We start from the raw sequence: 24,119 nt of genomic DNA, 5'->3' as shown, positions 1-24,119 counted from the left end.
AGAAAATGACAGTGGAACAGGAGAAAGGAATTTATATTTTCTGTGGAATTCAGACAAATGAACAAGATGAGTTTGGCCGTATTATGCTAGATGGTAATGAGAGATCTGTTTTTACTATCCATTATAAGGATGCTGCTATGGTTGCGGCAGAGGTGCCGATGAAAATCTATCATCCGAATAAGGAAAACCTGATGATGCACCAGCAGCTGGTTTCAAAGGTAATGGCAGAGAATGATACGGTGATACCTATTAGCTTTGGAAATGTTTTTCATTCAGTGGAAGATGTTGAAGTATTGCTTGAGAACCTATATCCACAATTAAAAAAGCTGTTCCCTGCGATCAAAGGAAAGATGGAGCTCGGTTTGAAGATTATTGGGAAAACTGATTGGCTCAAATCTCAAGTTTATGCCAATGAGAAAGTAGAAATGCTCTCTGGAAAGTTGCGCGGTAAGACAGAGATGGCCGGATATTATGACAGAATTCAGCTAGGTGGTGCGACACAGGAAATATTCTCATCTATCATTAATGAAATTGAGCAGGATGTCTATACCCCGCTTGAAGAGAGCGCTGAAGCGGCAAAGGTCAATGAACCAGTCGGTGAAAAAATGCTGTTAAACGCTTCCTTTCTTGTAGATCGTGAGAAAGAATCTGAATTTGACCGGTTAGTTAATATGGCGCACGAAAAATGGAAGGATAAAGTGGATTTTAAATACAGTGGACCGTGGCCGGCATATAATTTTGTCAATATTCGATTAACCGTTGAGGAGAGTTAATCAATGCTGCACAAAATAGTAACAGGACCAATGAATGTGATGATAAAAATCGGCGAAAAGGTGAAGGAAGAAGCCGATAAAGAATTGTATGATCTTCCAACAATTCAGAGGAAGCTTATTCATTTACAAACAATGTATGAACAAGGAGAAATACCTGATGCTGAATATGAGAAGAAGGAAGAAGAATTGCTGGAACGCTATGAGAAGGCCAAAATGATTGAAATGAAACAGTGGCAGGACATGGCAAGAAGGAAAGAGTGAGGTGGCGTAATGGGGCAATTAATCTATTTATACGGATTTATACCCGGAAGTGAATTGAAAGAAAATCCTTTAAAGGAAATGAAAGGTTTTGATGATGAAGGCAGTATTTTTACAATTTCTGCAGGTAAGGTGGAAGCAGTAGTTTGTGAGCTGGACGATAGAGAATTTTCCGAGCAAGTGCTTCAGGAAAAAACAGAAAATGACATAAAGTGGCTGCAGGAAAAGGCTCTCCATCATCACCATACCATCATGGCACTATATGAGCAGTATACATTAATTCCTTTGAAATTCTGTACTATCTATAAAAGTAAAGAAAGACTGCACCAGACAGTTGAAACGAAAAAGGAACAAATGGAAGCAGTGCTCGAACAGATAAAAGGAAGAGAAGAGTGGAATCTGAAAATCTATTGTGAGGATACACAGTTAAAAGAAGATATTAGTAAGAACAGTCCGCTTATAGAGGCGAAGAAGAAAGAAATAAATCAATTATCTCCAGGTCGCCGATTTTTCGAAATGAAAAAGATCGACAGTCTCGTTGAAGAGGAATTGGAAAAAGAAAAGAACAAAATTTGTGAAGAAGTACATGAAAGGATGCGCCAGTTTGCAACAGATGCAACCGTCAAGAAAAATTGGAGCAAAGAAATGACCGGCCGTAAGGAAAATATGTGCTGGAACAGTATTTATTTTCTTGAACAGTCACAAGTAGAAACTTTCGTTGAGGAGATGGGACAAAAAGAGATGTCTCTGAATAGTAAAGGCTTTACTTTAGAATTAACAGGACCATGGCCGGCTTATCATTTTGCGGTGTAAAGTGAGGGAATAAGAATGTCATTAAAGGAATCTTTAGAAAACAAGGATATAGCATTGATTGACATTTTAGATGTAATTCTTGATAAAGGAATCGCTATTAAAGGAGACTTAATTATTTCGATAGCGGGAGTAGACCTTGTATATCTGGACTTACGGGTATTAATTTCTTCGGTTGAAAAGCTCGTCCAGTCTCGTGACAGCTCCGGCGTAATATCTTCACAGCAATTTGATATACAAAGGAGGGAATTAACGGATGCAGCCAGCGAATAAGAACAGCGGGAGGATTAACCTTGATCCTGATAATGCGGAAGAGGGACTTGCACAGCTTGTCATGACGGTAATAGAACTGCTTAGGCAAATAGTAGAAAGACATGCAATGAGAAGGGTAGAGGGCGGGAATTTAACGGACCAGCAGATTGAGGATCTTGGAATTGCATTAATGAACCTGGAAGAAAAAATGGAGGAATTGAAGCAGGTATTTGGGCTGGATGCTGAGGATTTGAATATTGATTTAGGGCCTTTAGGCAGACTTATGTAAATTAGTAATGGAGGTGGGATGGCTATGCCAGTGGAACACCCGGTACAATCGAATACGATCGTTGATGTATTGGACAAAATTCTTGACAAAGGTGTTGTTATAGCTGGGGACATATCTGTTGGAATAGCAGATGTGGAGCTGTTAACGATTAAGATTAGATTAATAGTCGCTTCTGTTGATAAAGCAAAAGAAATTGGAATGGACTGGTGGGAAAATGACCCTTATCTCAGCTCTAAAGCAAGTAAAGACAACAGGATATTAGAGGAAGAAAACAGGCAACTTCAGGAGCGTTTGAATCAACTGGAAGCAAAAATAAATAAAGATATGAATACTAATACAGGGAGTGTTGAATAATGACTGAAAAACAAACAACAAATGAGACTAAAAAGATGCCACTTAAAAGAACGATTACAGGTGGAGTATTAGGGGCGACAATCGGATACTTGGCTACACCGGAGAATAGTAAAAAGCTCGTAGCCAGAATCAATGATACGGAATGGAAGGAAAAAGGAAAAGAACTTGGTAAAGCGACAAAAGGAAAAGTAGCTGAACTGAAGGATGCCGGGAAAAAGAAATCACAGGAGGCATACCAGCGCGTGAAAGAGGCGAAAGTCTTTCAAAATGAGAAAAGCGACCAGGAAGATCAGGAATCAGATCAAGAGGTAACAACAGAGTTAGTAAATAAAGAGAGTTACCATGAGTTAAAAGAAGAAAATGCGAGATTGCAAGAGAGATTAAACAATCTGGAAGAAAAACTAAATAAAATAGCAGATACAGGTGACGAAAAGGGTCATTCAAAAATATTAAGTTATCAGCAATCTGACAACAATAATCAAAATTCCAATCATTCATCAGCTAACAATGGAGAAAAACGTACCAATCAAAATCAATCTGAAAAATCCGAATCAACAGATACGGCTATTTCCAATGATGATGACACGAATTCTTAATGTGTGAGGGAGTGGATAAAATGAGTAATGAGGCAAGAGACGATATTCTTGGCTTTTTTGTCCAGGCAACTAACAAACATGATTTCAATTTAGATATTACTTTAAACGTAAAAGGAGCATTGGTCTCAGGTACTACTATTTCCGCACAAGAGTATTTTGCTGAATTAAGCGAAGTATTTGAAGATGGGAATGATACATCAAAAAAGATCAGCGAGCAGTTAATGCATGCAAGTGACGGCGCAGAATCCGCTACAGAGGAGCCTGCTAAATTTATTCATTTAAAGCATACAAAGGTATATTGTGGCGACAGTAAGTCTACCCCATCAAAAGGTAAAATATTGTGGCGCGGGAAATTAAGCGATATTGACGGTTTTTTTCTCGGTAAGATCGCAGAATCACCGTCTCATTCCAACAACAACAAATAAACTAAACAGGTTTATGTAAATAAATTTACGAAGAAATAGAGCCCTATTAACAGTGGCTCTATTTTTTTCGTGTACATAATTATGCACGAAAAGTGAAAGAATAGTAAAAATGAGGGAATGGAGGTATATGTATGGAATTCATTCATCATCGATTACAAGAGACAGATGAAGGTTATGTGGTGTATTTATACATAAGTCCAAACCTTGAGGAATTTTCAAATGAGTTTGGAACAAAACCTGTTGAAGAAGAAAGAAAAATGAAACAACTTGTAAACAAGTATGTTAAAAAAAGGCTGACAGGTTTACATATCGTTACAGCGAAAGTAGTAATAGGTACCTCCATTATTATGACAATTCCACTGAATACGATGCAGGTAAGTGCACATGATGCTTCCTTTAACATGACATACTCATTTTTCGGGTCAACAGCGTCTGTTATTCAATCAGTTGATCGAACAAAGGGAGCATTAAATGTTATTTCACCAAGTTATTTTAATGTTAATGCTGATGGATCTCTCGCACTCTCCGGTGTGGATACTACCTTTATTAAGGAAATGCATTCCCGAAATATTAAAGTCGTCCCCTTTTTAAGTAATCACTGGAATCGAAGTGTGGGCGAAGCAGCGGTTGCAAATCGGGAAAAATTAGCAAGCCAGATAGCTGAAGCGATCGAAAAATACGAGTTAGATGGTGTCAATGTAGATATCGAAAATGTGAATGAAAAAAGCAAGGATGGTTACACGGATTTAGTCCGGTTACTGAGAGAGAAAATTCCCGCCCATAAGGAAGTATCTGTAGCTATTGCAGCAAATCCTAACCACTGGAAGACGGGATGGCACGGTTCATATGATAATAAGGAATTGGCAAAGCATGCAGATTATCTGATGCTGATGGCATACGATGAAAGCTACCAGGGTGGTCCCGCCGGTCCAGTCGCAAGCGTGGGCTGGGTCGACCGTTCGATTAAAGCATTAGTGATAGATGAAAACATTGATCCGAACAAAATTGTATTAGGCTTACCGTTTTTTGGGCGTTATTGGAATAGCCATGAACTAACTGGCGGATACGGAGCTTCCAATCACCAGATTGAATCACTCATAAAAAAATATAATGGATCCATTACATATGATTCCTACGCTGAATCACCAAGAGCAAATTTTACTATTAAAGCGGCTGACCCAACTTCAATTATTGGAGGTAGAACACTTAAACCAGGTAATTACGAGGTTTGGTATGAAAATGACCAGTCTTTAAAAGCTAAAATTGACCTTGTTCATAAATATAATTTGAAGGGAACAGGCAGTTGGAGTATTGGTCAGGAAAACCCTTCTGTGTGGAATAATTATGGAATTTGGCTTGCATCTCATGATGGCGAAGAGAATGTTCCGGTGAATCTACCAGTGTATCCACATAATAATTTTCAGGCTCCTTTTGAAGATGTCAAAAATCATTGGGCAAGAGATGAAATCTTTTTTGTTAAAGAAAAAGAATGGTTTCATGGAAAAAACTCTACTACATTTGGTCCAAATGACGAATTATCCCGCGCCGAGGCAGCTGCTGTTCTTGTTCGTATGCTGGATCTTAAACCGTTAAAACCGATTGGTAATTCTTTCTCAGATGTGCCGAAGTCATTCTGGGGGCATGAGGATATAGAAATTGCCAAGCAACATGGTATTTTTCACGGAAGGGGGGATGGGTCGTTTGGTCCAGATCAAGAATTGACCAGAGAACAAATGGCCAAAGTTTTTGATAATATCTTTAAAGAGCAATATGATCCATCGAAAGTGGACATCCCGGTAAATTTTAAAGATGTTTCCAGAGAGCGCTGGTCCTGGGAGGTAATTGTGGCAATGAAACAACAGGGAATCTTTGAGGGGACATCTTCTGCTACTTTTGCCCCAACTGAAAGTGTAACGCGTGCTCAAATGGCTGTTGTATTAACAAGATCAGCAGATTTCATTGCGAAACGAAAGAATGAAAGTCTCTATCCGAGAATAATAAAACAAGGAAGTGTTGGCGTTGATGTTATTTTGTTGCAAATCCAGTTAAAAAAATTAGGTTTTTATCATAACGATCTGTACGTAAATGGTTTTTTTGATGAGGAAACAATTAATGCGGTCCGTTCGTTTCAGACAAGTCATGATTTAACGGTAGATGGAATAGTTGGCGGGAAAACAAGTCAGAGGATTTTAGCAGAGCAGTGATAAATAATTTCGTTTTCTGATTATTATCATATGAAAATACATGAAAGGTCGAGTCAAAAATGAACTCGACCTGTTGAATTATTCGTAAAAAGGTACAACCTCGTAACCGTTTTGTTCTAAGTGATAAAGGATGCTTTCATCTGTAATAAAATGGCCTGCACCTACGACAATAAACGATGTTGCAGTTTTTTCAGACTCTAACAGTCCCATGATTTTTTCTGACATATCTACATCTCTTTGACCAAGCAGCATTTCACCAAACTCATCTGGCTCTTCTGTTGCAGCAGAGTTAAAGCTTTCAGCAAAACTGTCCACATTCCCTTCTATCCAATAACTGAACCAGTCAGAAATCATATCTGCTTCTCCATTCAGTGAGTCTGTGTTAAGAGCACTATCAAGAGTATCAACTAAATATTCTTCCTGTCCTTCAGCTGATAAGCCATTGAACATATCTGCTTGAGCCTTAATCCCTTCTAATTCATGAATAGGTTTTTGAGTAAGCAGGGCATTTGTTGAAAAGTACATATCAACACCTGAGTTTGCCATTTGCTCTATTGGCATTCCAAATGTTTCACTCATTGAAAAATTAGAAACTAAACTTGCTAAACTCCATGGTTTAAATGATTCATACGTCTCAATTGGCTGGTCATACTTCTCAAGTACATCTACAAGTTTCGCATACGTTTCTTCGCTTACTACATCTTTAATTGTTGTACCATCCTGGAACATAGATACTTCATTGAAATATTGCAGTCCTTCTGTATCTAAAAGATTTGCTTCCACATACAAACTGTCAGCCTCATTAAACGCATCAACTAATTTGCTGTTAAATGGATACAGATCTGGTGTTCCTACATGGATGGAGCCTAGTAAATAGACAACATTTCCTTCATTTTCAACTTTCCAGGCAACTCCTTTTGCCCCTGCGTCCAATTGGTCATAGGTATCTTTAACCAGTCTTGTTGCAAATATTACTGCCTGTTCTGTTGTAGCTGGTTTTTCCAGTGCTAGCCCTTTTCCTGTTCCAGCAATAATCTCTCTATCCTGGAAATACTCTACGGCAGATTCTCCTTCTTGAAGTTCTAATGGAGCAACAATTTCAAATAAACCGTTTAATACATCTTCTCTAGTTGTTCCAGTGGCTGAAACAAGTTCAAAATCATTATAGTTTTCAGGTGCTATTCCAGCGATTTTTTCTGAAGTTTGGATCAAAATTTCATTTAAACGTTCCTCAGAAATTTCATTGCTTCGGAAATTGTCATAATACCATTCGATTGGAAAGATCCCGTACTTTTCCCCTTCATTTAACTCACCTACTGCCCATGGGCTAATATCAGGTGTTTGAGGTTCTGCTGCGAAAGCAGGAATTACAGTTGATAGCATCATGACAGTGGCAAATAGCGATGCCACAATTCCTTTTGTCCATTTTTTCATAAGTCTTCTCTCCTCTTATTTGCAGGTAAACTACTTTAGAAAAGATATGAGGATGTTATTATCTTTTCGAATTATGTATGTTCTGTTTATATTAACCTCATATCAAATGGCAACAATTACATATTAAATTATTGCAGCCCGGTATCATTATCTCTTTCCCCTCCTTTGTACAATTACATACGGCTTACGTAACAAAAGGTTTCAAATTTTTCAGAAATTAATTATTGAGATAAGAAATAGTATGGAAGAATGCTTTGCAACAGGGAGAGTTATCTGATCGTACATTTATTATGGAGAAATTTTTAAAAACAACGATGTTTGAACGATAATTGCAATGGGAATTGTTTAACATAACATTTTATAACAATCATCAAAGAAAGGATTGATCTACTATTAATGACCATAAGTTATCTCTTGAATATACACAAGAGATGGAAAAAGCGATGCAGCAATCGCATGGACTTGGGTATGCAGAATACAGCAGAAAACTGTCAAAGCGTCTCAAGGTAGAAGAAGAGCGCGAGAATGATTATGAAAAAAGTCAAAAAATAGTTAATGAAGTTAATAGAATTGTACACAGATAAAGGGAGACTCTAGAGCAATGGGGGATATCCTCCCGCTTAGTATTAATTTTAATAAATATGCAGAAACGTTGGAGCACTTTTGCGGGTGCTCCACTTAAATCGTTAAGGGAAATTTGTTAGTAAAGCAAGGAATTATACTTACCTGCTTATCTCCTATATAATACAGGATGTTAGGAAGGTGATTAATTTGTCACAAACGATGGAAGCACCAGAAGGTAGAAAACGTATAGGTTTTGCAATATTACTTGCTTTACTGGGAATGCTGGGACCATTCAATATTGATATGTATTTACCCAGCTTTCCAATGATTGCTGAGGATTTTGGAGTTCGTGCCTCTCTTGTTCAATTAAGTTTAACGGCATGTTTAATAGGTTTAGCTGTTGGACAGCTTGTTATTGGTCCGATAAGTGATGCAAAAGGCAGAAGGCAGCCGCTGATTATATCAATCTCATTGTTTGCGCTTGCCTCATTAATTTGTGCTTTTGCTCCAAATATTATCGTTTTAATTATTGCCAGGTTTTTTCAAGGTTTTACAGGGTCTGCTGGAATTGTGTTATCGCGTGCAGTCGTCAGGGATACATATAGCGGGAAAGAGTTAACACAATTTTTTTCTTTACTAATGGTTATTAATGCAACAGCACCGATGGTTGCACCGATTAGTGGGGGTGCTGTATTACTGTTGCCTTTTGCAACATGGCACACGATTTTTCTTTTTCTCACAATATTTGGTCTGTTTCTCGTGATGCTGGTTGTTTTCCGGCTGAAAGAATCATTGCCTGCAGCCTACCGACAGCCCAGTTCTATCGGAGGTACTCTAAAAACAATGGGGGCAATTCTTAAAGACCGTTCCTTTATTGGCTATGCGATAGTGGTATGCTTCGTGCAGGGAGGTACCTTTGCTTATGTTTCGGGTACGCCTTTTGTTTATCAGGAGATTTATCAAGTTTCTCCACAAGTGTTTAGTTTCCTGTTTGGAATTAATGGTTTAGCCATAATTTCGGGGAGTTTTTTAGTTGGGAAACTAAGTGGCAAGATCGAAGAACGGACAATGTTACGAACTGGAGTCATTGTATCCCTGTGTGCGAATACATTATTGCTAATCATGACAATTACTAAAGGACCGCTTGCTATGATTGTCATTCCAATTTTCATCCATATGTTTACAATTGGGATTATTTTGACAAGTTCTTTTTCCCTTGCTATGAAAAATCAGGCAAAACGTGCAGGCAGCGCAAGTGCTATTTTAGGTATGTCACCATTATTAATGGGCTCCATTATCGCACCGATCGTTGGGATCGATGAATCAAGTGCCATTCCGATGGGAGCGGCATTGTTTACGACATCATTAATTGGATTTACTGCATTTTTCACTTTAACCAAAAAGGGCTAAAAGAAAAGGCTGGTGGTATATATCCAGCTTATAGTATTGAGAATGGTTCCGAGCAAAACTTGGAACCATTTTCTTGTTTTTAGAATACCATGGAACCGCATTTTTCTGGCGCGAAGGTGTTCAGGGCTCGTCCGAATGCCACCATCACCGAAAAAATTTTCGCCAAGGCATTCGATTTTCCATGGGATCTTTAAATCGCACAATTAGCGTAGCAAACGAGCAAGCACCGTAATTCAACTTCCCGTCCTAAGCTTTTTCGTCTTTTTGGCTGTTTTCATACATTTCTATCCACTCATCGACAGATACTTTTGAGACAAGCTCTCCAATTAACTGGTACGGAACCTTCTTTGGATTGGTAAATCGGATACAGCTTTTTCCCATATTAAGTTTTGTTTTCATATGATTTGGATATTCATTCTGAAACCATTCTAATAGGCTGCCATTTGCATATATTCCCATATGGTATAAAGCTAAATGATTTTTCTGTGCTGCAATACTGATAAAAGGTAATGGTGTGTCCTGCTTACAGTGATAGCCATCAGGATAACGAAATAATGGTACGACATATGAAGGCATTCCATACTGCATTTCTAGTTCAAAACCTTCTGGAATATTCTCATCAATCACTTTTTTTATTTCAACAAATGCATCTTTCCACTTTAAATCAACTTTATCAATATAGTTTTCTACAGTCAGCAATCTATTCTACTCCTTTTTATGAGCGATCTTTATTATATTTTATCACAGCGTTATGCTTCTGTAATATCCCGATGAGCAAAAGTCTCACTTTAAGGGTTGGAATTTCTGAATTTTATATTATAATAGTTGTAAGTACATGTTGGTGAATTACTAAGTTATTTTGATAAGTTGTACTTATATTAAGTGACGAATTGAGGGGGATCTATGACAAATAATAAGGGCAATTCATTTAAAGAAAAAATTATCGCCCATTATTCTTTCGCTGATCATGATGATGTAGGGAGAGACAGTTCAGCAAATGGCAATAATGCTGTAACAAAAGGGAAAGTAAAACCTTCCGTACAAACTGTGTCAGGAAGGAAAGCGGTGACATTCACGGGTGGGGATAATGGTACATCTTATATCCAGCTTCCCTCCGGTTTATTAAAAAATGTAAGCGATCATACTGGAATTACGGTAAGCAGCTGGGTGTATCTCAATAAGGGTACAAATGTATGGGAACGCTTCTTTGATTTCGGAAAGGGACCCGCTGGACCATACATGTTCCTTTCACGTAATTTGCGAGGGGTATGTTTTTCACAATCTGACATTTTTGCTGATGCAGGAAAAACGTATCCATCAGGAGAATGGATTCATGTGGCGATGTCTGTCAGGGGAACAGAAGGCGGTACACTAAGCAGTGCCGGCCCTGTTATCTATGTAAATGGTGAAGTTGCAGCAGATGGTTCAATCAGTCAAACATCGAGCGGTACGTATAAGCAGCTTCGTAGCTGGTTTGAAACATTTATTGAGGAAAGCAATTACAGCAATAATTATATCGGCCGGTCACAGCATGCAGCAGATCCGGATTTCCATGGTTCTTTATCTGATTTCCGTATTTATGAAGCAGGATTAACGGAAGATGAAGTAATAGAAGTGATGTGTGAATCTCTGACAGATGACGAAATTGTTGAACTTGCTAAAGATAAATATTTATCATTTCCTATTACTGTAATCTCAAAAGATGTTTCTTTACCTTCATCGCTTATGGGAGGGAAAGTTACAGTTACATGGAAGTCGAGTGATCCTGTATTATTATCTGACAGAGGTATTGTAGGGAATATCGATGAACCAAAGCCAGTTACATTAACTGCATCTTTAAAAAAGGCAGGCAGTGTAACAGAGAAAGTATTCACAGTTACTGTACTTCCTGCAGGGCTGCCGTCCCATCATTTAACGATTGATGGAAGAAGTGAAGTATTAGATGTCAGTGATATAATGTATGGATTGTTTTACGAAGACATCAATAATGCGGCAGATGGCGGGATTTATGCAGAGCTAGTTCAAAATCGTTCTTTTGAATCTTTTGCTTTCGATACTTACTCTCATGAATCTGGTGCATGCGGCTGTTCAACAGGTAGAAATCATGTACCGTTACACGCTTGGTTCGGAGATACAGATAAAGTAAAAGTAAAAAATACGGGTGGGTTGAATGAGTTTTTTGGAATAAAAGACAAAGAAGTAAACTCTCACTTTTTAACAGTACCATCAGGTGCAACACTTATTAATAAAGGTTTTACTGATTCCAACAATCATTGCGCAATGTCCATTAAACGAGGAGAATATTATGATTTTACCATTTGGGCAAAAGCGGAGAATGCATCATTGATTAATGTACAGTTGCAAGATCAGCATGGCAATCCACTAAGTGACAAAGTAACTGTACAAGTAGATGGTGATAATGAATGGAATAAGTACGGCTTAGAACCAAATCTGGTTCTTACAGGTTCTAACACAGCTCTTGGCCAGCTTACACTTACATTTGATGGGGAAGCATCAATTGATATGGTTTCACTGATGCCAAGAGACGTTTGGGGGGCAAAAGAAGAAGAAAGATCTGAAACAGCTCATACCAATTATAAAGGGAATCCAAACTATCGCTTGCGCAAAGACCTTGTCAATGCATTAGTTGACCTTCATCCTAAATTTCTTCGGTTCCCTGGTGGTTGTATATCAGAAGGATCATTTATATGGGAAAATGTATATGAATGGAAAGATTCTGTAGGAGCAGTTGAATTGAGAAAAGAAAACTTTAATGTGTGGGGTTACATGATGACAATGGGTCTTGGCTACATGGAATATTTCCAGTTGGCAGAAGATCTGAACGCTGCACCTCTTCCAGTAATGGCATGTGGGGTTCTCTGTCAAGCGAGATCCGATTATGTCAACCCTGCAGGTGGTGAGTTAAGAGATTATTATGTAAAAAGCTTTACTGATTTAATAGATTTTGCTATTAGCACGGACTTTGATCACAATGAATGGGCCAGATTACGTAAAGAGATGGGTCATGAGAATCCATTCGATTTGCATTATTTAGGAGTGGGAAATGAGAACTGGGGTACAGAGTTCTTCGCAAACTTTGAGTATTTCAAAGGGCAAATCGATGATTATATGGAAAGAAATTATCCTGGTTATGAATTACACATTATTTCAACGGTAGGAGCCCAAGCTGATGATGATGCTTATCAGCAGGGATGGAAGTTTTTAAGCGGAAATATGTCTGGCAATGCAACTGTAGAGTTTACCGATGGGAAGAAAACGATGGAAGAGACCGTTTCATGGTATGAAAAGCAGGATAACTACATGGATACTATTGCTGATGAACATTATTACCGTTCCAATGAGTACTTATTAAATAATGTCGATCGTTATAATTATTATTATAGGGCATATCATGCTGATGGCACATTAGATGAAAAAGAAACCTCAAAAGTCTTTGTAGGGGAATTTGCTTCAACCGATAAAAATACGTTGGCAGGTGCTATTGCAGAGGCTGCGATTATGACAGGATATGAAAATAACGCAGATGTGGTCAGGTTAGTTGCTTATGCGCCATTATTTAACAAAGTGCTGACAGATGGGACATACCGCTGGACCCCTGATTTAATCTGGTTTGATGATGAAACGGTTTGGTTTACGCCAAATTACTATGTACAGAAACTTTTTGCAAAATATTTAGGCACAAAAGTGTTAAATACATCATTTTCAGCATATAGGAATGGAAAATTAACGGAAATTGCGCCACATGGCGGGATAGAGATCGCAACAGGGGATGCCGAAATTCATGTCAAACATGTGAAAGTCATCGATAATATCAATGGGGAATTATTGTTCGAACAGGACTTTACAGAAGAATTGAAGTCTGAATGGAAAGTGATTCCGGGTTCTGAAGGATATGAGCTTGATTCTGAAAAGGGCCTCATCTTAAAGGGACAGAATAGTGGATTAAATGGTTTGTATGTAATGAACCATAGCTGGACAGACTATAAGGTTGAAGTAATTGCCAAGAAAATTTCCGGTAATGACGGTTTTTACATTGGTGCAGGCTTAACGAATATTTCTCCAGAGACTAAGGACGTAATAGAGTATGCAATTGGCTATAACGGGGATGCAACAGGTGTAAAAGTATATAAAAAAGGAGTCGAAGGCTATACACTCGGTGATTATTCTTCCAGTACAGCTGCAGGTAATTTAAGAGCTAGCTGTTTCGAAGGCATCCGTAACGATAAGACTTATACCATTTCTGTCAATTATGGCGGAGGCTCTGGGGACAGATTAATTTGCTCTTATACAGATGGTGAATTCACAAGTAAAGTACTGGATTACAAATTAGAAGCATATAATGATGAAATTTTCCATTCAGTAACTAAAGACGATAATCATGTGTATGTGAAGATGGTAAATGCTGATCCATTTGAGAAAACAACTGAAATCTCCTTGAAAGACATAAAAGTAAATTCAACAGCGAAAATGATTACAGTGACAGGAAGTGAATCAATTGTTCATCAGCCAAATGTAAACAAAAAGGATGCGGAACAAGTGGTCCCAGTAGAAACGGAACTAGAATTAAAGGACGAAGGAACGGTTGTGACATTGTCCGCTAATTCTGTTACCATATTAGTTCTGGATATAGACTGATTAACAGAATGAATGATGTGAAAAAATAAAATCCGGACTATGATCAGTTGGCTGATTCGTAGTTCGGATCTTTATTTTCGAGTGGAAAAAAAGGCAATCCTCCTCGTGTCTGTCAAGATGGATTGCCTTATTTATCACTGTACTAATGTTGCTTTTAATTGTTTTAAGCTTTCAAGGATATCAGCATTGGTGTTAAGGCAACTATCTAAAGTAGCTGTAATCTCTTCTATTGAAGCATTGGATTGTTGACTGACTGCAGCCAGTTCACTTGTTGATTCACTAATTACTGCGATGGTGTCATTAATATTTTCCATAAGTGTATTATTATAATTGGATAACTGATTTAAATTAATTATTGCAGTATTAATGCTTGTAAAGGAATGATTTGTTTCTTTTGTTTGTTCATAGCTGTCGGCCATCCGCTCAGAAACTTGCATCATCTTATTCCGTGTTTGATCAGATTGTACGCTAAAGGAGTTTAGCTGTTCGGAAATTTTTTCAGCTGATTCCGTCGTCATCTCTGCTAAAATACGAACTTCATTAGCTACGACAGCAAAACCTTTTCCATGTTCTCCTGCCCGTGCAGCCTCGATACTTGCATTAAGAGAAAGTAAATTCGTCTGATTCGCAATTTCTTTAATTGTATTACTAAATTGACTAGTTTCATTTAAATTTGTGATTAATTGACTAATTTCCTGTGACATTGCGTCAATTTCATCTCTAAATTCGCCTACAGTTTGTGTAAGTGTATTGATTTGCTCTTGGCCCGTTTCTGATAACTGCTTTGTATTAACAGACTCGTCGGTTAGTGTGGCGGTATTTTCAGCCATTTCCTGAAGCTGATTTTTCATATTAGCAATCGATTCATTAATATTCTGGGAAGATACATTCTGTGTATTCGAGCCGATTGATATCTCCTGGAAAGCTTCTCCCATTTCCTTAAATGCTATATTGCTCTGTTCACTATTTTTAGTAATGAATTCTGTTTTTTCTCCGACAATGTTAATGAGCTGAAGCAGGTCGTTTTTCTGCTTTTCCTGATCTGCCAGAAGTTCCTCTGTTTTCTTTCTGGAATCCGCTGTTTGTTTCTTCATAAAATCTGATACACGCAGAAAAGAGAAAACGATAATGGAAATTAACATATAATTAATGATATAAATTACTACTGAATCTGAGTCTACATTCACAGACTCCTTCTGAAAAAAGAACATGTATATGATTAATAATAGTCCATAACCAAGTGTGAAAATAGATAATTTGTTATTCATGTAAATTAAAGCGAGGAAGATAAAATATATGACCGAAACAAAGTTGGTTAAACCCGGAAGAACAATGAAACCGATTGTTGTTGTAACGACAGACCCGATTATTGCTATGTATTGAATGTGAAAAATCAGTGATCTTTTAAAGTGAAGAATGGTAAAGGCACTCCATACGATAACTTGAATACTGACCTGGATAATGGTACCGACATTCTGACTTGCTGTAAGAGACAATAAAAGTAAGAATGTTGTAACTGTGAGAGCGATGATGACAACAGAATTCCTTTTGACCATGTCTTGCTCCATTATACTTAAATGCTTATCTTTCATACTTTTTTTGAAAAACAATGGTGATCAACTCCTGGAAAGTTATTTGAATCGTTACAATCTATATGACTATATTACTATGAAAAATGATATAAGTATAGAAAAATTTTCCGTAGTCCCTATTTTTATAGTTCTATTAAACTAGGAATAGATTATGTATATTATTTCTTCTGGATTTCATCCATATTATCTCAGTTGTATTAAAAAATGGTATAATGATAGATGTTGCTAATCGGTTTATATGAAAAGGTGAGGTGATAAGTGTGAAGGATCTGTCAAAGTCAGAGCAACAAATAATAGTAAAAAAAGAAATGCTTGAACTAATGAAAGAAGGATATATTAATCAGCAGGAATTTAATCGGTTTTTAAGTGCCTATGAGCAATACATCGATTCACAGAATGAAAAAATGGAAAAGGCAGTAAAAGATGAAATTGATCCTATACAGCTGTCAGAAGGAAAAGAACTGATTCCCCGTCCTGTAAAATCAGAAAAGAAACCAAATCCTCCAAAAGTTAAACAGGCTAATGATAAAACACCTGAGCAAATTAGAGAAAGGAATATTACATGGCTTCTAGTTATTGGAGTTGTTTTTTTACTAATAAGCGGATTAGTTGTTGCAACGAGTACGTGGGAACAAATGGGGGCACTGTTGAAAGTATTAACACTAATAGGAGTTTCTGTTTTCTTCCTAGTATTAAGTGCTGTATGTTCATCGTTTTTAAAAATTGAAAAAACAGCTTTTGCTTTCCTGACATTAGGGAGTCTGTTACTGCCGATAGCTATTATTGCAATCGGATACTTCGGTTTGTTCGGAGAATACTTGACATTAACTGGTGAAGGAAGGTATCTGCTTGGAGTTATTTGTACATTGCTGCCACTTCCTTTATATGCCAGAAATGCAATGAAGAATAACTCGAGACTTTTTGTATGGATATTTTATCTGTTCCTGTCATTTTTTATCGGATTTACTATTGCATCTGGAAAAGTTTCCGTGGATGTCTATTATTTCTTAATGATGATTTTTAATGGAGCTTTACTATATGGCTACCACCGATTACGTGATCAAAACTCAATCAGAATATTTATTAGAGAACTGCCGGCATATGCTCAGTTAAATTTAGTAATCTCCACAATCATGATGCTTTTTGTGTTTGATCATATGCTTTTCTACAGTTTTAATATACTGGTAACTGCAATACTATATATTGCTATGATATTTGTTTATAACACAAAGGATTATCACTTAATCTTCTCCGCGTTATTTGCTTATGGAATATACCAGTTAACAGAAAATTCAGTATTACACTCGATTGATTTGTTTGTATACAGCCTGATAGGTGCGGCATATCTTGGATTTGCTTATCTAACTAAAAAAGACAGCTATTTAAAGAGTGTGTTCCATTATACAAGTGCGATCATGTCACTCTGTGCTTTTCTTTATATAAGCTATCAGGGGATTTTACTTAGAAGCCAGGACGATTCGTGGATATTGTTACTGGCATATATTACTATTGTGTGTACATATACCTATCTGTCAAATATTTCACAAATAAATATATTTCGCTGGCTGGCTGCAGTTTTCCTATTTGTATCAGGCCTTCAATTATGGGATTTAGCATTTGAACCGAAAAATCTCAGTGCACAACTGTTTATGTTTATTTATGCAGTGATTATATTTACAACAATCGGATTAAGGAACAAGATAAAGTTTCTTAGTTCATTAAATGTAAGTGCTTATTATGTATCAATAGTCGTTATGATACTGACAGTCATGTACGGGCTAGTTGTGGAAACGTATATCCAGGTATTCCTTATGTTTGTGATTATGGGTTTTCTATCATTGCTTGTGTTTTTTTCTCAATCAGAGCAGTATAAACAAGTGGCAGTCTGGTTTAATGCGATATGCTGGTGGTTTGCTATGTTTGTTCTTTATCCTGAGTTGATTGGATATTCCAGCACATACATGGAGATTTTCAATGTTCCCTTTCATTTGGCTCTGTCTGGTGTCATTTTATTACTAATAAGTTTGCTGTGGAAAAAATCAGGATGGAGTTTACTGGAAAATGCTTCATTTTATATTGGCCAGTTAAGTTATTTATTAGCTGTTTTACTGTTAACAGATCTCCAGTTAATTGATCCCGTCATTGTCAGACCGGTAATTTTGTTAATTGGTGTAGGAGTTTCTGTCTGGTTTGTTCGTTATACTCGCCTGGAAATCGCCTGGCTTGCTGTTTCCATTTTAAGTTTAGCATTTTATATTTCATTAATTAGTACATTTTCTATTACCGGGTTTGCATCGGTCATTTGGTTCGTTGTATTTGCGCCAGTCTTACTTTTAATTGCAGACCGCTATGCAGGAATCTATGCAGAAGGATTAAAGCCATACTTTTTCTGGCTCGCTCATGCTGTACAGTTTTTTATCATGCTGTTGATCGTTCTTGATCAGCTAGTAGTACATCAGTTAAATCCGATTATATTATTTATTCCTTTAACTGTTTATATATACAGTACATTAATTGGAAAAGTGGAATGGCAAGTGAAATTATTTCTCTATGCCGGATTGTCAGTAATACCAGTGTTGTTAGCGGGATATTCATTTTATTTTAAATTAACGGATGCCATCCCATTTGCCTATTATTTCATTATTTCAAGTGTTATTATGGTTCTAGTCTGGTTTACTGTACCACTTCTGTGGAAAAGGAGAATAGACTGGTACATTGTTCCTTTCTCTATCGTAAGTCTGATTACGGTTGTTGCACTCGGACCGATAAGTACACCAGCAGAATTAGTTGTTGTTATCAGTTTCGTTATCCTCATTCTGTACTTGCTGCACAAGAGAAAGTGGATGACTTTACTATTATTTCCTTTGCTGCTTTCCATACTGGTATGGGATCAGCAAACGTTAATTACTCCCAAAATGTTAACTGGAATCAGTATTGTCTGTTTTTTTGTATTATTAATTGCAGGGAGAGTACTTTATGCCAAGCTCTGCCAGAAGGTTGGCGAAGACTGGTTCATTGACTGGTACTCGTTCATTGCCTTAGCCTATGTCGGGTATGCGGCTAGTTTCATAGGACCAGAAAACAGTGTATGGATAAAGATACTTCCATATATGCTGCTTGCATTGTGGTTAGCTATGCAAATCAAACGCATTGACCATACTATTTGGAAAAAAAGCCTGGTTACACTCGCTGTAATTTGCTTACTGCCAATTTATTACCACATCTTATTTGAATATATCTCATATATTAATCCGTTATTCCATGCTGAATTGATTGCACTGCCTGTTATGTTCCTTTCAATCGCCATATCGAAAAAGGTATGGAATGATTACAGGAGTGCGATGACGAATCTTCAGACGGTGATCCTTGCAGGCATAACTGTTTACTTAGTATATGATGCGATTCAGAGTCAGACTATATGGGATGCGCTAATTATTGGTACTCTGTCAATCGTGTCATTATTAGCCGGAATGAAGTTTCACATCAAGTCTTATTTGTTTACAGGCCTTGCAACATTAATCTTTAATGTAATTTATCAAACGAAACCATATTGGGGTAATTTGCCATGGTGGGTATACCTCTTAGTTGCAGGAATCACATTCATATCTGTCGCGAGCTACAATGAATGGAAAAAACAAAGAAAAGCAGAGGGGCAGTTTGTCAAAAAAATGAAAGAAATAGTGGCACAATTAAAGGAATGGGATTAACTGTTAGCTAATATATTTTCTGCAAAAAACTCTGGGGAAAAATTATAGATGAAACTTTATGAGAAAGATAGACGTATATAACAACAAGGAGGTCGTCATATGATTAAAAAGTTCCTTAGAAATTTATCACATGAAATGAAAAAGCACGGAAGCAGCAGCAGGAAACACAGTTATCATCACTACAGTTCAAGTAAAAGAAAAAAGTACCGCCATTATAGCAGCAGTGGTCGACGCCACCACAACCCGTACTCCGGCTCTCACCGGTATAAAAGGCGCGGGTTCTTTGGCAGCAGCAGCAGCTAATGACTCAAAAGATGAATTGCCTGATTGACGTCAGCAAGTATTTCCTTCGCACTTTCATAAGGCTGCTCGACTTGCAGTAATCTTTTTAAGATAGAAATGGTACGTTTGTTCAAAGTTAACTCCTCTGTCCAAGGTTGATTTTTTTTCGGCTTAGCACTATATGTGGAATAAAGCATAAACAGAAGAAAATCTCCTAAGTCATAAAAATCATCTTGGACGATACTTTTATTCTCTTCATTGCGAAGAAATTGTGTTAAACCGAAATCAATTAAATACAACCTGGTATGATTCATCATTATATTTGGAATTCTTATGTCCCCATGGGCAATTCCTTTACTGTGCATATATTCAATAACTTCAAGTAAATCACGTAAGATAATTAATGCCTCTAATTCGGTAAATGTCTCTTTTTTACTAAATAATATATCTTCTATATTGTCCCCTTCCATATATTCCATAGAAAAAAACAAAGTATTATTATCTGTGAAGGTTTCGAGAAATGCCGGGATGGCTGGATGATTCAGCATTTTTAAAACAGTAGTTTCTTGAAGATACATTGATTCATTCTCATTTCTCTTACGTTTACGCAATTGCTTTACCACACATCTTTTATTGGACAAGAGTGATGTACATAAATAGACAATACCATAGCTTCCGTCGCCTAATACCTTTTCTATTTGGTATTTGCCAGCAAGTATTTGTTTCGGTGAATATGTTTTATCCAGAAGAGTCTGGCGTAATCTCTTAATAATCCATTTCAACATTTCCATAAATACCTCTCATTTTATTAATCACGGTGCTAACCGTCTGTAAGACTCCCACTTCAATCTTCGAGTATCACAAAGAATCTAAGTGGGAGTAAACAGACGCTAACACCCTGATAAGTTTCGCTAATGATCAGTAGGGGTCTAAAACCCCCACTGATCAAAGTCTCACTTTATATTATTTTACAACTAATAACACGGCACTTTGCAACACCTTTTAACTATACTATAATAGAAAATAAGTATTTCAATCTATTGTTCATAGTGATAAACTATGATAAGGGCAGTAAATCATCGGAAAAAGTGGGGGTTGAAGCTTTGTATCTTCAAAAGAGAAGCAGCTCCATTTTTTCTGTAAATCTAACAATATAAGGAAGGTTAAAATGAGCAACAATCATACTAGTACAGACGTCATTCTAATTGGTGCTGGAATCATGAGTGCAACATTGGGAGCTTTAATGAAAGAATTAGCCCCAAACTGGAATATTACGATGTTTGAAAAGCTGGATAGTTCCGGGGCAGAAAGCTCGAATGAATGGAATAATGCAGGGACAGGTCATGCTGCGTTATGTGAGCTTAACTATACATCAGAAAATCCAGATGGGTCAATCGATATTACGAAAGCGATTAAAGTAAATGAACAGTTTCAAGTCTCCAAGCAATTCTGGACGCACCTTGTAAACAGTAATCTGATACGGGATCCAAAAGATTTTATCGTCAGGTTACCACATATGAGTTTTGTACAAGGAGAGAATAATGTAAATTTTTTAAAAAAGCGGTTTGAAGCGCTTTCTGATAGTCCTTTGTTTGAGGGAATGGAGTTTTCTGATGATCCTGAAAAATTAAAAGAATGGATTCCTCTGATGATGAAGGATAGAGAAAATGATGAACCAATAGCGGCAACCAAAATTGATTCAGGAACAGATGTCAATTTTGGCGCTTTGACACGCAAATTGTTTGAACATCTGGAAGCGAATAATGTGAATTTAAAATTCAAACATAGTGTAAATGGCTTGAAACGTCATAGTGACGGGACATGGGAAGTAAAAGTGAAAAATCTGAATAACGGCACAGTAGAGCGCCATACAGCTAAATTTGTTTTTATCGGTGCTGGAGGAGGAAGCCTTCATTTACTTCAGAAAACGGGTATCCCTGAAGGAAAGCGAATGGGAGGTTTTCCTGTAAGTGGGTTGTTTATGGTGTGCAACAATCCGGAGGTCGTTGAAAAGCACCATGCCAAAGTCTACGGAAAAGCAAAACTAGGTGCACCGCCTATGTCAGTTCCACATCTTGACACACGCTTTATTGATAATAAGAAATCTTTATTGTTTGGACCATTTGCTGGATTCTCACCAAAGTTTCTAAAAACCGGATCTGTGTTTGATTTGATTACTTCCGTCAAGCCAAATAATCTGCTGACAATGTTAGCAGCCGGAGCAAAAAATATGTCTCTGACAAAATATCTGATCCAGCAAGTAATGTTATCTAAAGAACAAAGAATGGAAGAGTTGCGCGAATTTATTCCAGATGCAAAAAGTGAAGACTGGGACCTGCTTGTTGCAGGACAGCGTGTCCAAGTAATCAAAGATACGGAAGCTGGCAGAGGAACTTTACAATTTGGTACAGAAGTAGTAACTGCAGCGGATGGTTCGATTGCGGCATTACTTGGTGCATCACCAGGTGCTTCTACAGCGGTTTCTGTTATGCTTGAGGTTCTCGAACGATGTTTTCCGGAGCAGTTGAAAGAATGGGAGCCAAAAATTAAAGAAATGGTACCATCATATGGTTTGAAAATTACCGAGAACCCTGAGCTTATTCAGCAAATAAATAACGATTCTGACAAGGTATTAGGCTTTGTCGATGGTAATACTTCAAAAGCACAGGAATTATAGGCAGTTCATAATGGGAATAGAGGAGAGGGACCTGACAGAGCCAGGTCCCTCTTTCACTATTATAGTGACTGCTCCTTCATGATCAGACTTCCGCCAATATAGGCTATTAATGAAAGCACAATCGATGTAACAACAACATGCATTCCGAAAGGATCCGGATAAAAGCTGTGGAGTAAGACGTAGGACAGAATTCCAACAAGCATGGAAGACAGTGCACCGAATCTGTTTCCTTTTTCCCAATAAAGTCCCAATACGATAGGCCAGATAAAGGCTGCCTCCAGTCCGCCGATTGCAAATAAGTTTAACCAGATAATTAGGTCAGGTGGATTAACAGCAATTAAAAAAACAATGATTCCGAGTATCGCTGTAATCCCCATACTGATTTTTTGAACTTTTTTCCTGTTTACTTGCGGATTAATGTAATTAATATAGATATCTTTCACAATCGTTGAACTAACGAGTAACAATAACGAATCTACCGTTGACATAATTGCAGCTAAGGGTGCCGCTAAAACGATACCGGCTACCCATGCCGGCAGAACATGTAAAGCTATCTCCGGCATTACTTTATCACCGATTTCTATACCAGGTAAAATAGATCTGGCAAATGCTCCGATTATATGCATATTCAGCATTATTACACCAACTACGATTGTTCCAATGGTTAATGCACGGTGGAATGACCTTGTATTTTTATATGACATTGCTCTTACAGCAATTTGCGGCAATGCCACTACTCCTACACCTACGAGGACCCAATAGGATGAAACATAAGCTGGAGTTAACGTACCATCCGCACCAAATGGAGTAATAAGATTCGGATTAATATTGTTTAGTTCATTAATTATTGCCGGAACACCACCGCCTGCAATGATGACAGCAATGAGAAGGACGAGTGTTCCAATAAACATAATGCTTCCCTGGATGGCATCTGTTAAAGTTACCGCACGAAAACCGCCGAAAGTAACATAAATTAGCACAGTTATAACAAAAATAAATAATGCCGAATGATAAGATAATCCTGTGAGGGATTCTATAAGGCGGCCGCCGCCAATCCACTGAGCAGCCATTGCAGAGAAAAGAAAAATGACGATACTGATAGAAGACAATACAACCACTGTCTTTGACTGATATCGCTCCTTGAGGAAATCAACCATTGTGACAGCATTGTATCTCTTAGTGATAATGGCAAATTTCTTTCCAAGAATCATTAATGTGAAATACCCTGTTGCAACTTGCGTAACGGATAATAACACCCAGCCTAACCCTTGATTATAAGCAACTCCCGGGCCGCCAATGAAGCTGCTGGCACTTCCGTATGTAGCTGTCATTGTCATTGCTAATACAAACCCGCCTAAACTTCTTCCTCCTAAATAATAATCCTGAATAAATGATTTATCACTGCTTTGATTTCTGCTTGCTATCAACCCTGTGAGAAATATAATAGCTACTGATCCGAATAGAGTGATCGTTGCATGCCAATTCATCTTTTTTCTAACTCCTCATCATCAAAAGGTACCTCTACAAAAAACTTCTTTACAATTATAAAAACAAGTACAGCCATTATCAATACACCGACAATACAACTGTAGAAAAACCATGCAGGAAAACCGAAAATATAATCATATCCTGCGATATCCCCACTTCCAAGGCCATATGCGAAACCAAACCACCAGATAAAATTAAACAGGACAAGGCCAATACCAATTAGAGCCTCCCGATTAGCAATTTTAATTCGGTAATCTTTGTGCTGTGTCAACATTGTAACCTCCTTGCATCAAGTTATTAACTAAATTATACATTATTTAAAGATACATGCGAGTGATATGAAAAGAG

21 protein-coding genes are annotated in these 24,119 nt (G+C 37.5%); 15 read left to right on the top strand and 6 right to left on the bottom strand.

The genetic code is table 11. The annotated features are described in order from the left end of the window. Positions 1–5: 5 nt before the first annotated feature. The 9 genes from BMW36_RS06535 to BMW36_RS06495 all read left to right on the top strand — a co-directional run bounded on the left by BMW36_RS06535 (position 6) and on the right by BMW36_RS06495 (position 5,961). Positions 6–773, top strand: a complete 768-nt coding sequence (locus BMW36_RS06535) for a GvpL/GvpF family gas vesicle protein (protein ID WP_089740057.1) — start codon at positions 6–8, stop codon at positions 771–773. A gap of 3 nt (positions 774–776) precedes the next feature. Then, the gene (locus BMW36_RS06530; RefSeq protein WP_089740056.1) at positions 777–1,034 is read left to right on the top strand and encodes a gas vesicle protein GvpG; all 258 of its coding nucleotides are present in this window, start codon (positions 777–779) and stop codon (positions 1,032–1,034) included. A gap of 9 nt (positions 1,035–1,043) precedes the next feature. After that, positions 1,044–1,844: a GvpL/GvpF family gas vesicle protein gene (locus BMW36_RS06525; RefSeq protein WP_089740055.1), complete on the top strand. Its 801-nt coding sequence runs from the start codon at positions 1,044–1,046 to the stop codon at positions 1,842–1,844. 15 nt (positions 1,845–1,859) lie between these two features. After that, positions 1,860–2,114, top strand: coding sequence for a gas vesicle protein (locus BMW36_RS06520; protein WP_089740054.1), 255 nt, complete (start codon positions 1,860–1,862; stop codon positions 2,112–2,114). Beyond that, positions 2,098–2,382, top strand: a complete 285-nt coding sequence (locus tag BMW36_RS06515; protein WP_089740053.1) for a gas vesicle protein K — start codon at positions 2,098–2,100, stop codon at positions 2,380–2,382. Before BMW36_RS06520 ends, BMW36_RS06515 begins: the two co-directional genes overlap by 17 nt. Positions 2,383–2,406: 24 nt before the next feature. After that, on the top strand, positions 2,407–2,736 hold the full coding sequence (locus BMW36_RS06510) for a gas vesicle protein (protein ID WP_089740052.1): 330 nt from the start codon (positions 2,407–2,409) through the stop codon (positions 2,734–2,736). Next, entirely contained in the window at positions 2,736–3,332 is a 597-nt protein-coding gene (gene gvpT, locus BMW36_RS06505; RefSeq protein ID WP_089740051.1) for a YtxH domain-containing protein, read from the top strand. Before BMW36_RS06510 ends, gvpT begins: the two co-directional genes overlap by 1 nt. Positions 3,333–3,352: 20 nt before the next feature. After that, positions 3,353–3,757, top strand: coding sequence for a gas vesicle accessory protein GvpU (gene gvpU, locus BMW36_RS06500; RefSeq protein WP_089740050.1), 405 nt, complete (start codon positions 3,353–3,355; stop codon positions 3,755–3,757). A 131-nt stretch (positions 3,758–3,888) separates the two neighbouring features. Beyond that, positions 3,889–5,961: a glycosyl hydrolase family 18 protein gene (locus BMW36_RS06495; protein WP_089740049.1), complete on the top strand. Its 2,073-nt coding sequence runs from the start codon at positions 3,889–3,891 to the stop codon at positions 5,959–5,961. A gap of 78 nt (positions 5,962–6,039) precedes the next feature. On the opposite strand, the gene BMW36_RS06490 is transcribed toward BMW36_RS06495, so the two are convergent. Next, entirely contained in the window at positions 6,040–7,395 is a 1,356-nt protein-coding gene (locus BMW36_RS06490; RefSeq protein WP_089740048.1) for a TraB/GumN family protein, read from the bottom strand. A 443-nt stretch (positions 7,396–7,838) separates the two neighbouring features. Between BMW36_RS06490 and BMW36_RS20290 the strand changes: the two genes are divergently transcribed. Beyond that, positions 7,839–7,979: a YuzK family famiily protein gene (locus BMW36_RS20290; protein WP_175480365.1), complete on the top strand. Its 141-nt coding sequence runs from the start codon at positions 7,839–7,841 to the stop codon at positions 7,977–7,979. 199 nt (positions 7,980–8,178) lie between these two features. After that, a complete protein-coding gene (locus BMW36_RS06485) occupies positions 8,179–9,369 on the top strand; it encodes a Bcr/CflA family efflux MFS transporter (RefSeq protein WP_089740079.1) in 1,191 nt (396 codons plus the stop codon). Positions 9,370–9,615: 246 nt separating this feature from the next. Here the strand turns inward: BMW36_RS06485 and BMW36_RS06480 are convergent, their stop codons facing one another. Beyond that, positions 9,616–10,068 carry a DUF1801 domain-containing protein gene (locus BMW36_RS06480; protein ID WP_089740047.1) on the bottom strand — a complete coding sequence of 151 codons (453 nt, stop codon included), beginning with the start codon at positions 10,066–10,068 and terminating at the stop codon, positions 9,616–9,618. 204 nt (positions 10,069–10,272) lie between these two features. On the opposite strand from BMW36_RS06480, the gene BMW36_RS06475 reads away from it, so the two are divergent. Continuing rightward, positions 10,273–14,025 (top strand): alpha-L-arabinofuranosidase C-terminal domain-containing protein, encoded by a 3,753-nt coding sequence (locus tag BMW36_RS06475; protein WP_089740046.1) that lies wholly within the window; start codon positions 10,273–10,275, stop codon positions 14,023–14,025. Positions 14,026–14,159: 134 nt separating this feature from the next. On the opposite strand, the gene BMW36_RS06470 is transcribed toward BMW36_RS06475, so the two are convergent. Then, on the bottom strand, positions 14,160–15,635 hold the full coding sequence (locus tag BMW36_RS06470; protein ID WP_089740045.1) for a methyl-accepting chemotaxis protein: 1,476 nt from the start codon (positions 15,633–15,635) through the stop codon (positions 14,160–14,162). 242 nt (positions 15,636–15,877) lie between these two features. Between BMW36_RS06470 and BMW36_RS06465 the strand changes: the two genes are divergently transcribed. Together BMW36_RS06465 and BMW36_RS06460 are read left to right on the top strand one after the other, a co-directional pair. Next, on the top strand, positions 15,878–19,324 hold the full coding sequence (locus BMW36_RS06465) for a hypothetical protein (protein WP_089740044.1): 3,447 nt from the start codon (positions 15,878–15,880) through the stop codon (positions 19,322–19,324). A gap of 99 nt (positions 19,325–19,423) precedes the next feature. Continuing rightward, positions 19,424–19,627, top strand: a complete 204-nt coding sequence (locus BMW36_RS06460) for a hypothetical protein (protein ID WP_089740043.1) — start codon at positions 19,424–19,426, stop codon at positions 19,625–19,627. Here the strand turns inward: BMW36_RS06460 and BMW36_RS06455 are convergent. Further along, positions 19,624–20,391, bottom strand: a complete 768-nt coding sequence (locus BMW36_RS06455; RefSeq protein WP_089740078.1) for a protein kinase family protein — start codon at positions 20,389–20,391, stop codon at positions 19,624–19,626. The two genes, BMW36_RS06460 and BMW36_RS06455, sit on opposite strands and share 4 nt — an antisense overlap. Positions 20,392–20,774: 383 nt before the next feature. Here BMW36_RS06455 and BMW36_RS06450 point away from each other — a divergent pair, with 383 nt between their 5' ends. Further along, positions 20,775–22,283: a malate:quinone oxidoreductase gene (locus tag BMW36_RS06450; protein ID WP_245711602.1), complete on the top strand. Its 1,509-nt coding sequence runs from the start codon at positions 20,775–20,777 to the stop codon at positions 22,281–22,283. Positions 22,284–22,342: 59 nt separating this feature from the next. Here the strand turns inward: BMW36_RS06450 and panF are convergent, their stop codons facing one another. Further along, on the bottom strand, positions 22,343–23,770 hold the full coding sequence (gene panF / locus BMW36_RS06445) for a sodium/pantothenate symporter (protein WP_089740041.1): 1,428 nt from the start codon (positions 23,768–23,770) through the stop codon (positions 22,343–22,345). Beyond that, positions 23,767–24,045: a YhdT family protein gene (locus BMW36_RS06440; protein ID WP_089740040.1), complete on the bottom strand. Its 279-nt coding sequence runs from the start codon at positions 24,043–24,045 to the stop codon at positions 23,767–23,769. The genes panF and BMW36_RS06440 overlap by 4 nt, the downstream gene beginning before the upstream one ends. Positions 24,046–24,119: the final 74 nt, after the last annotated feature.

It is taken from the genome of Gracilibacillus ureilyticus (genome assembly GCF_900111195.1).
In the GTDB taxonomy this organism is placed as follows: Bacteria; Bacillota; Bacilli; order Bacillales; family Amphibacillaceae; genus Gracilibacillus; species Gracilibacillus ureilyticus.
This window is presented reverse-complemented; position numbering and strand designations above follow the sequence as displayed.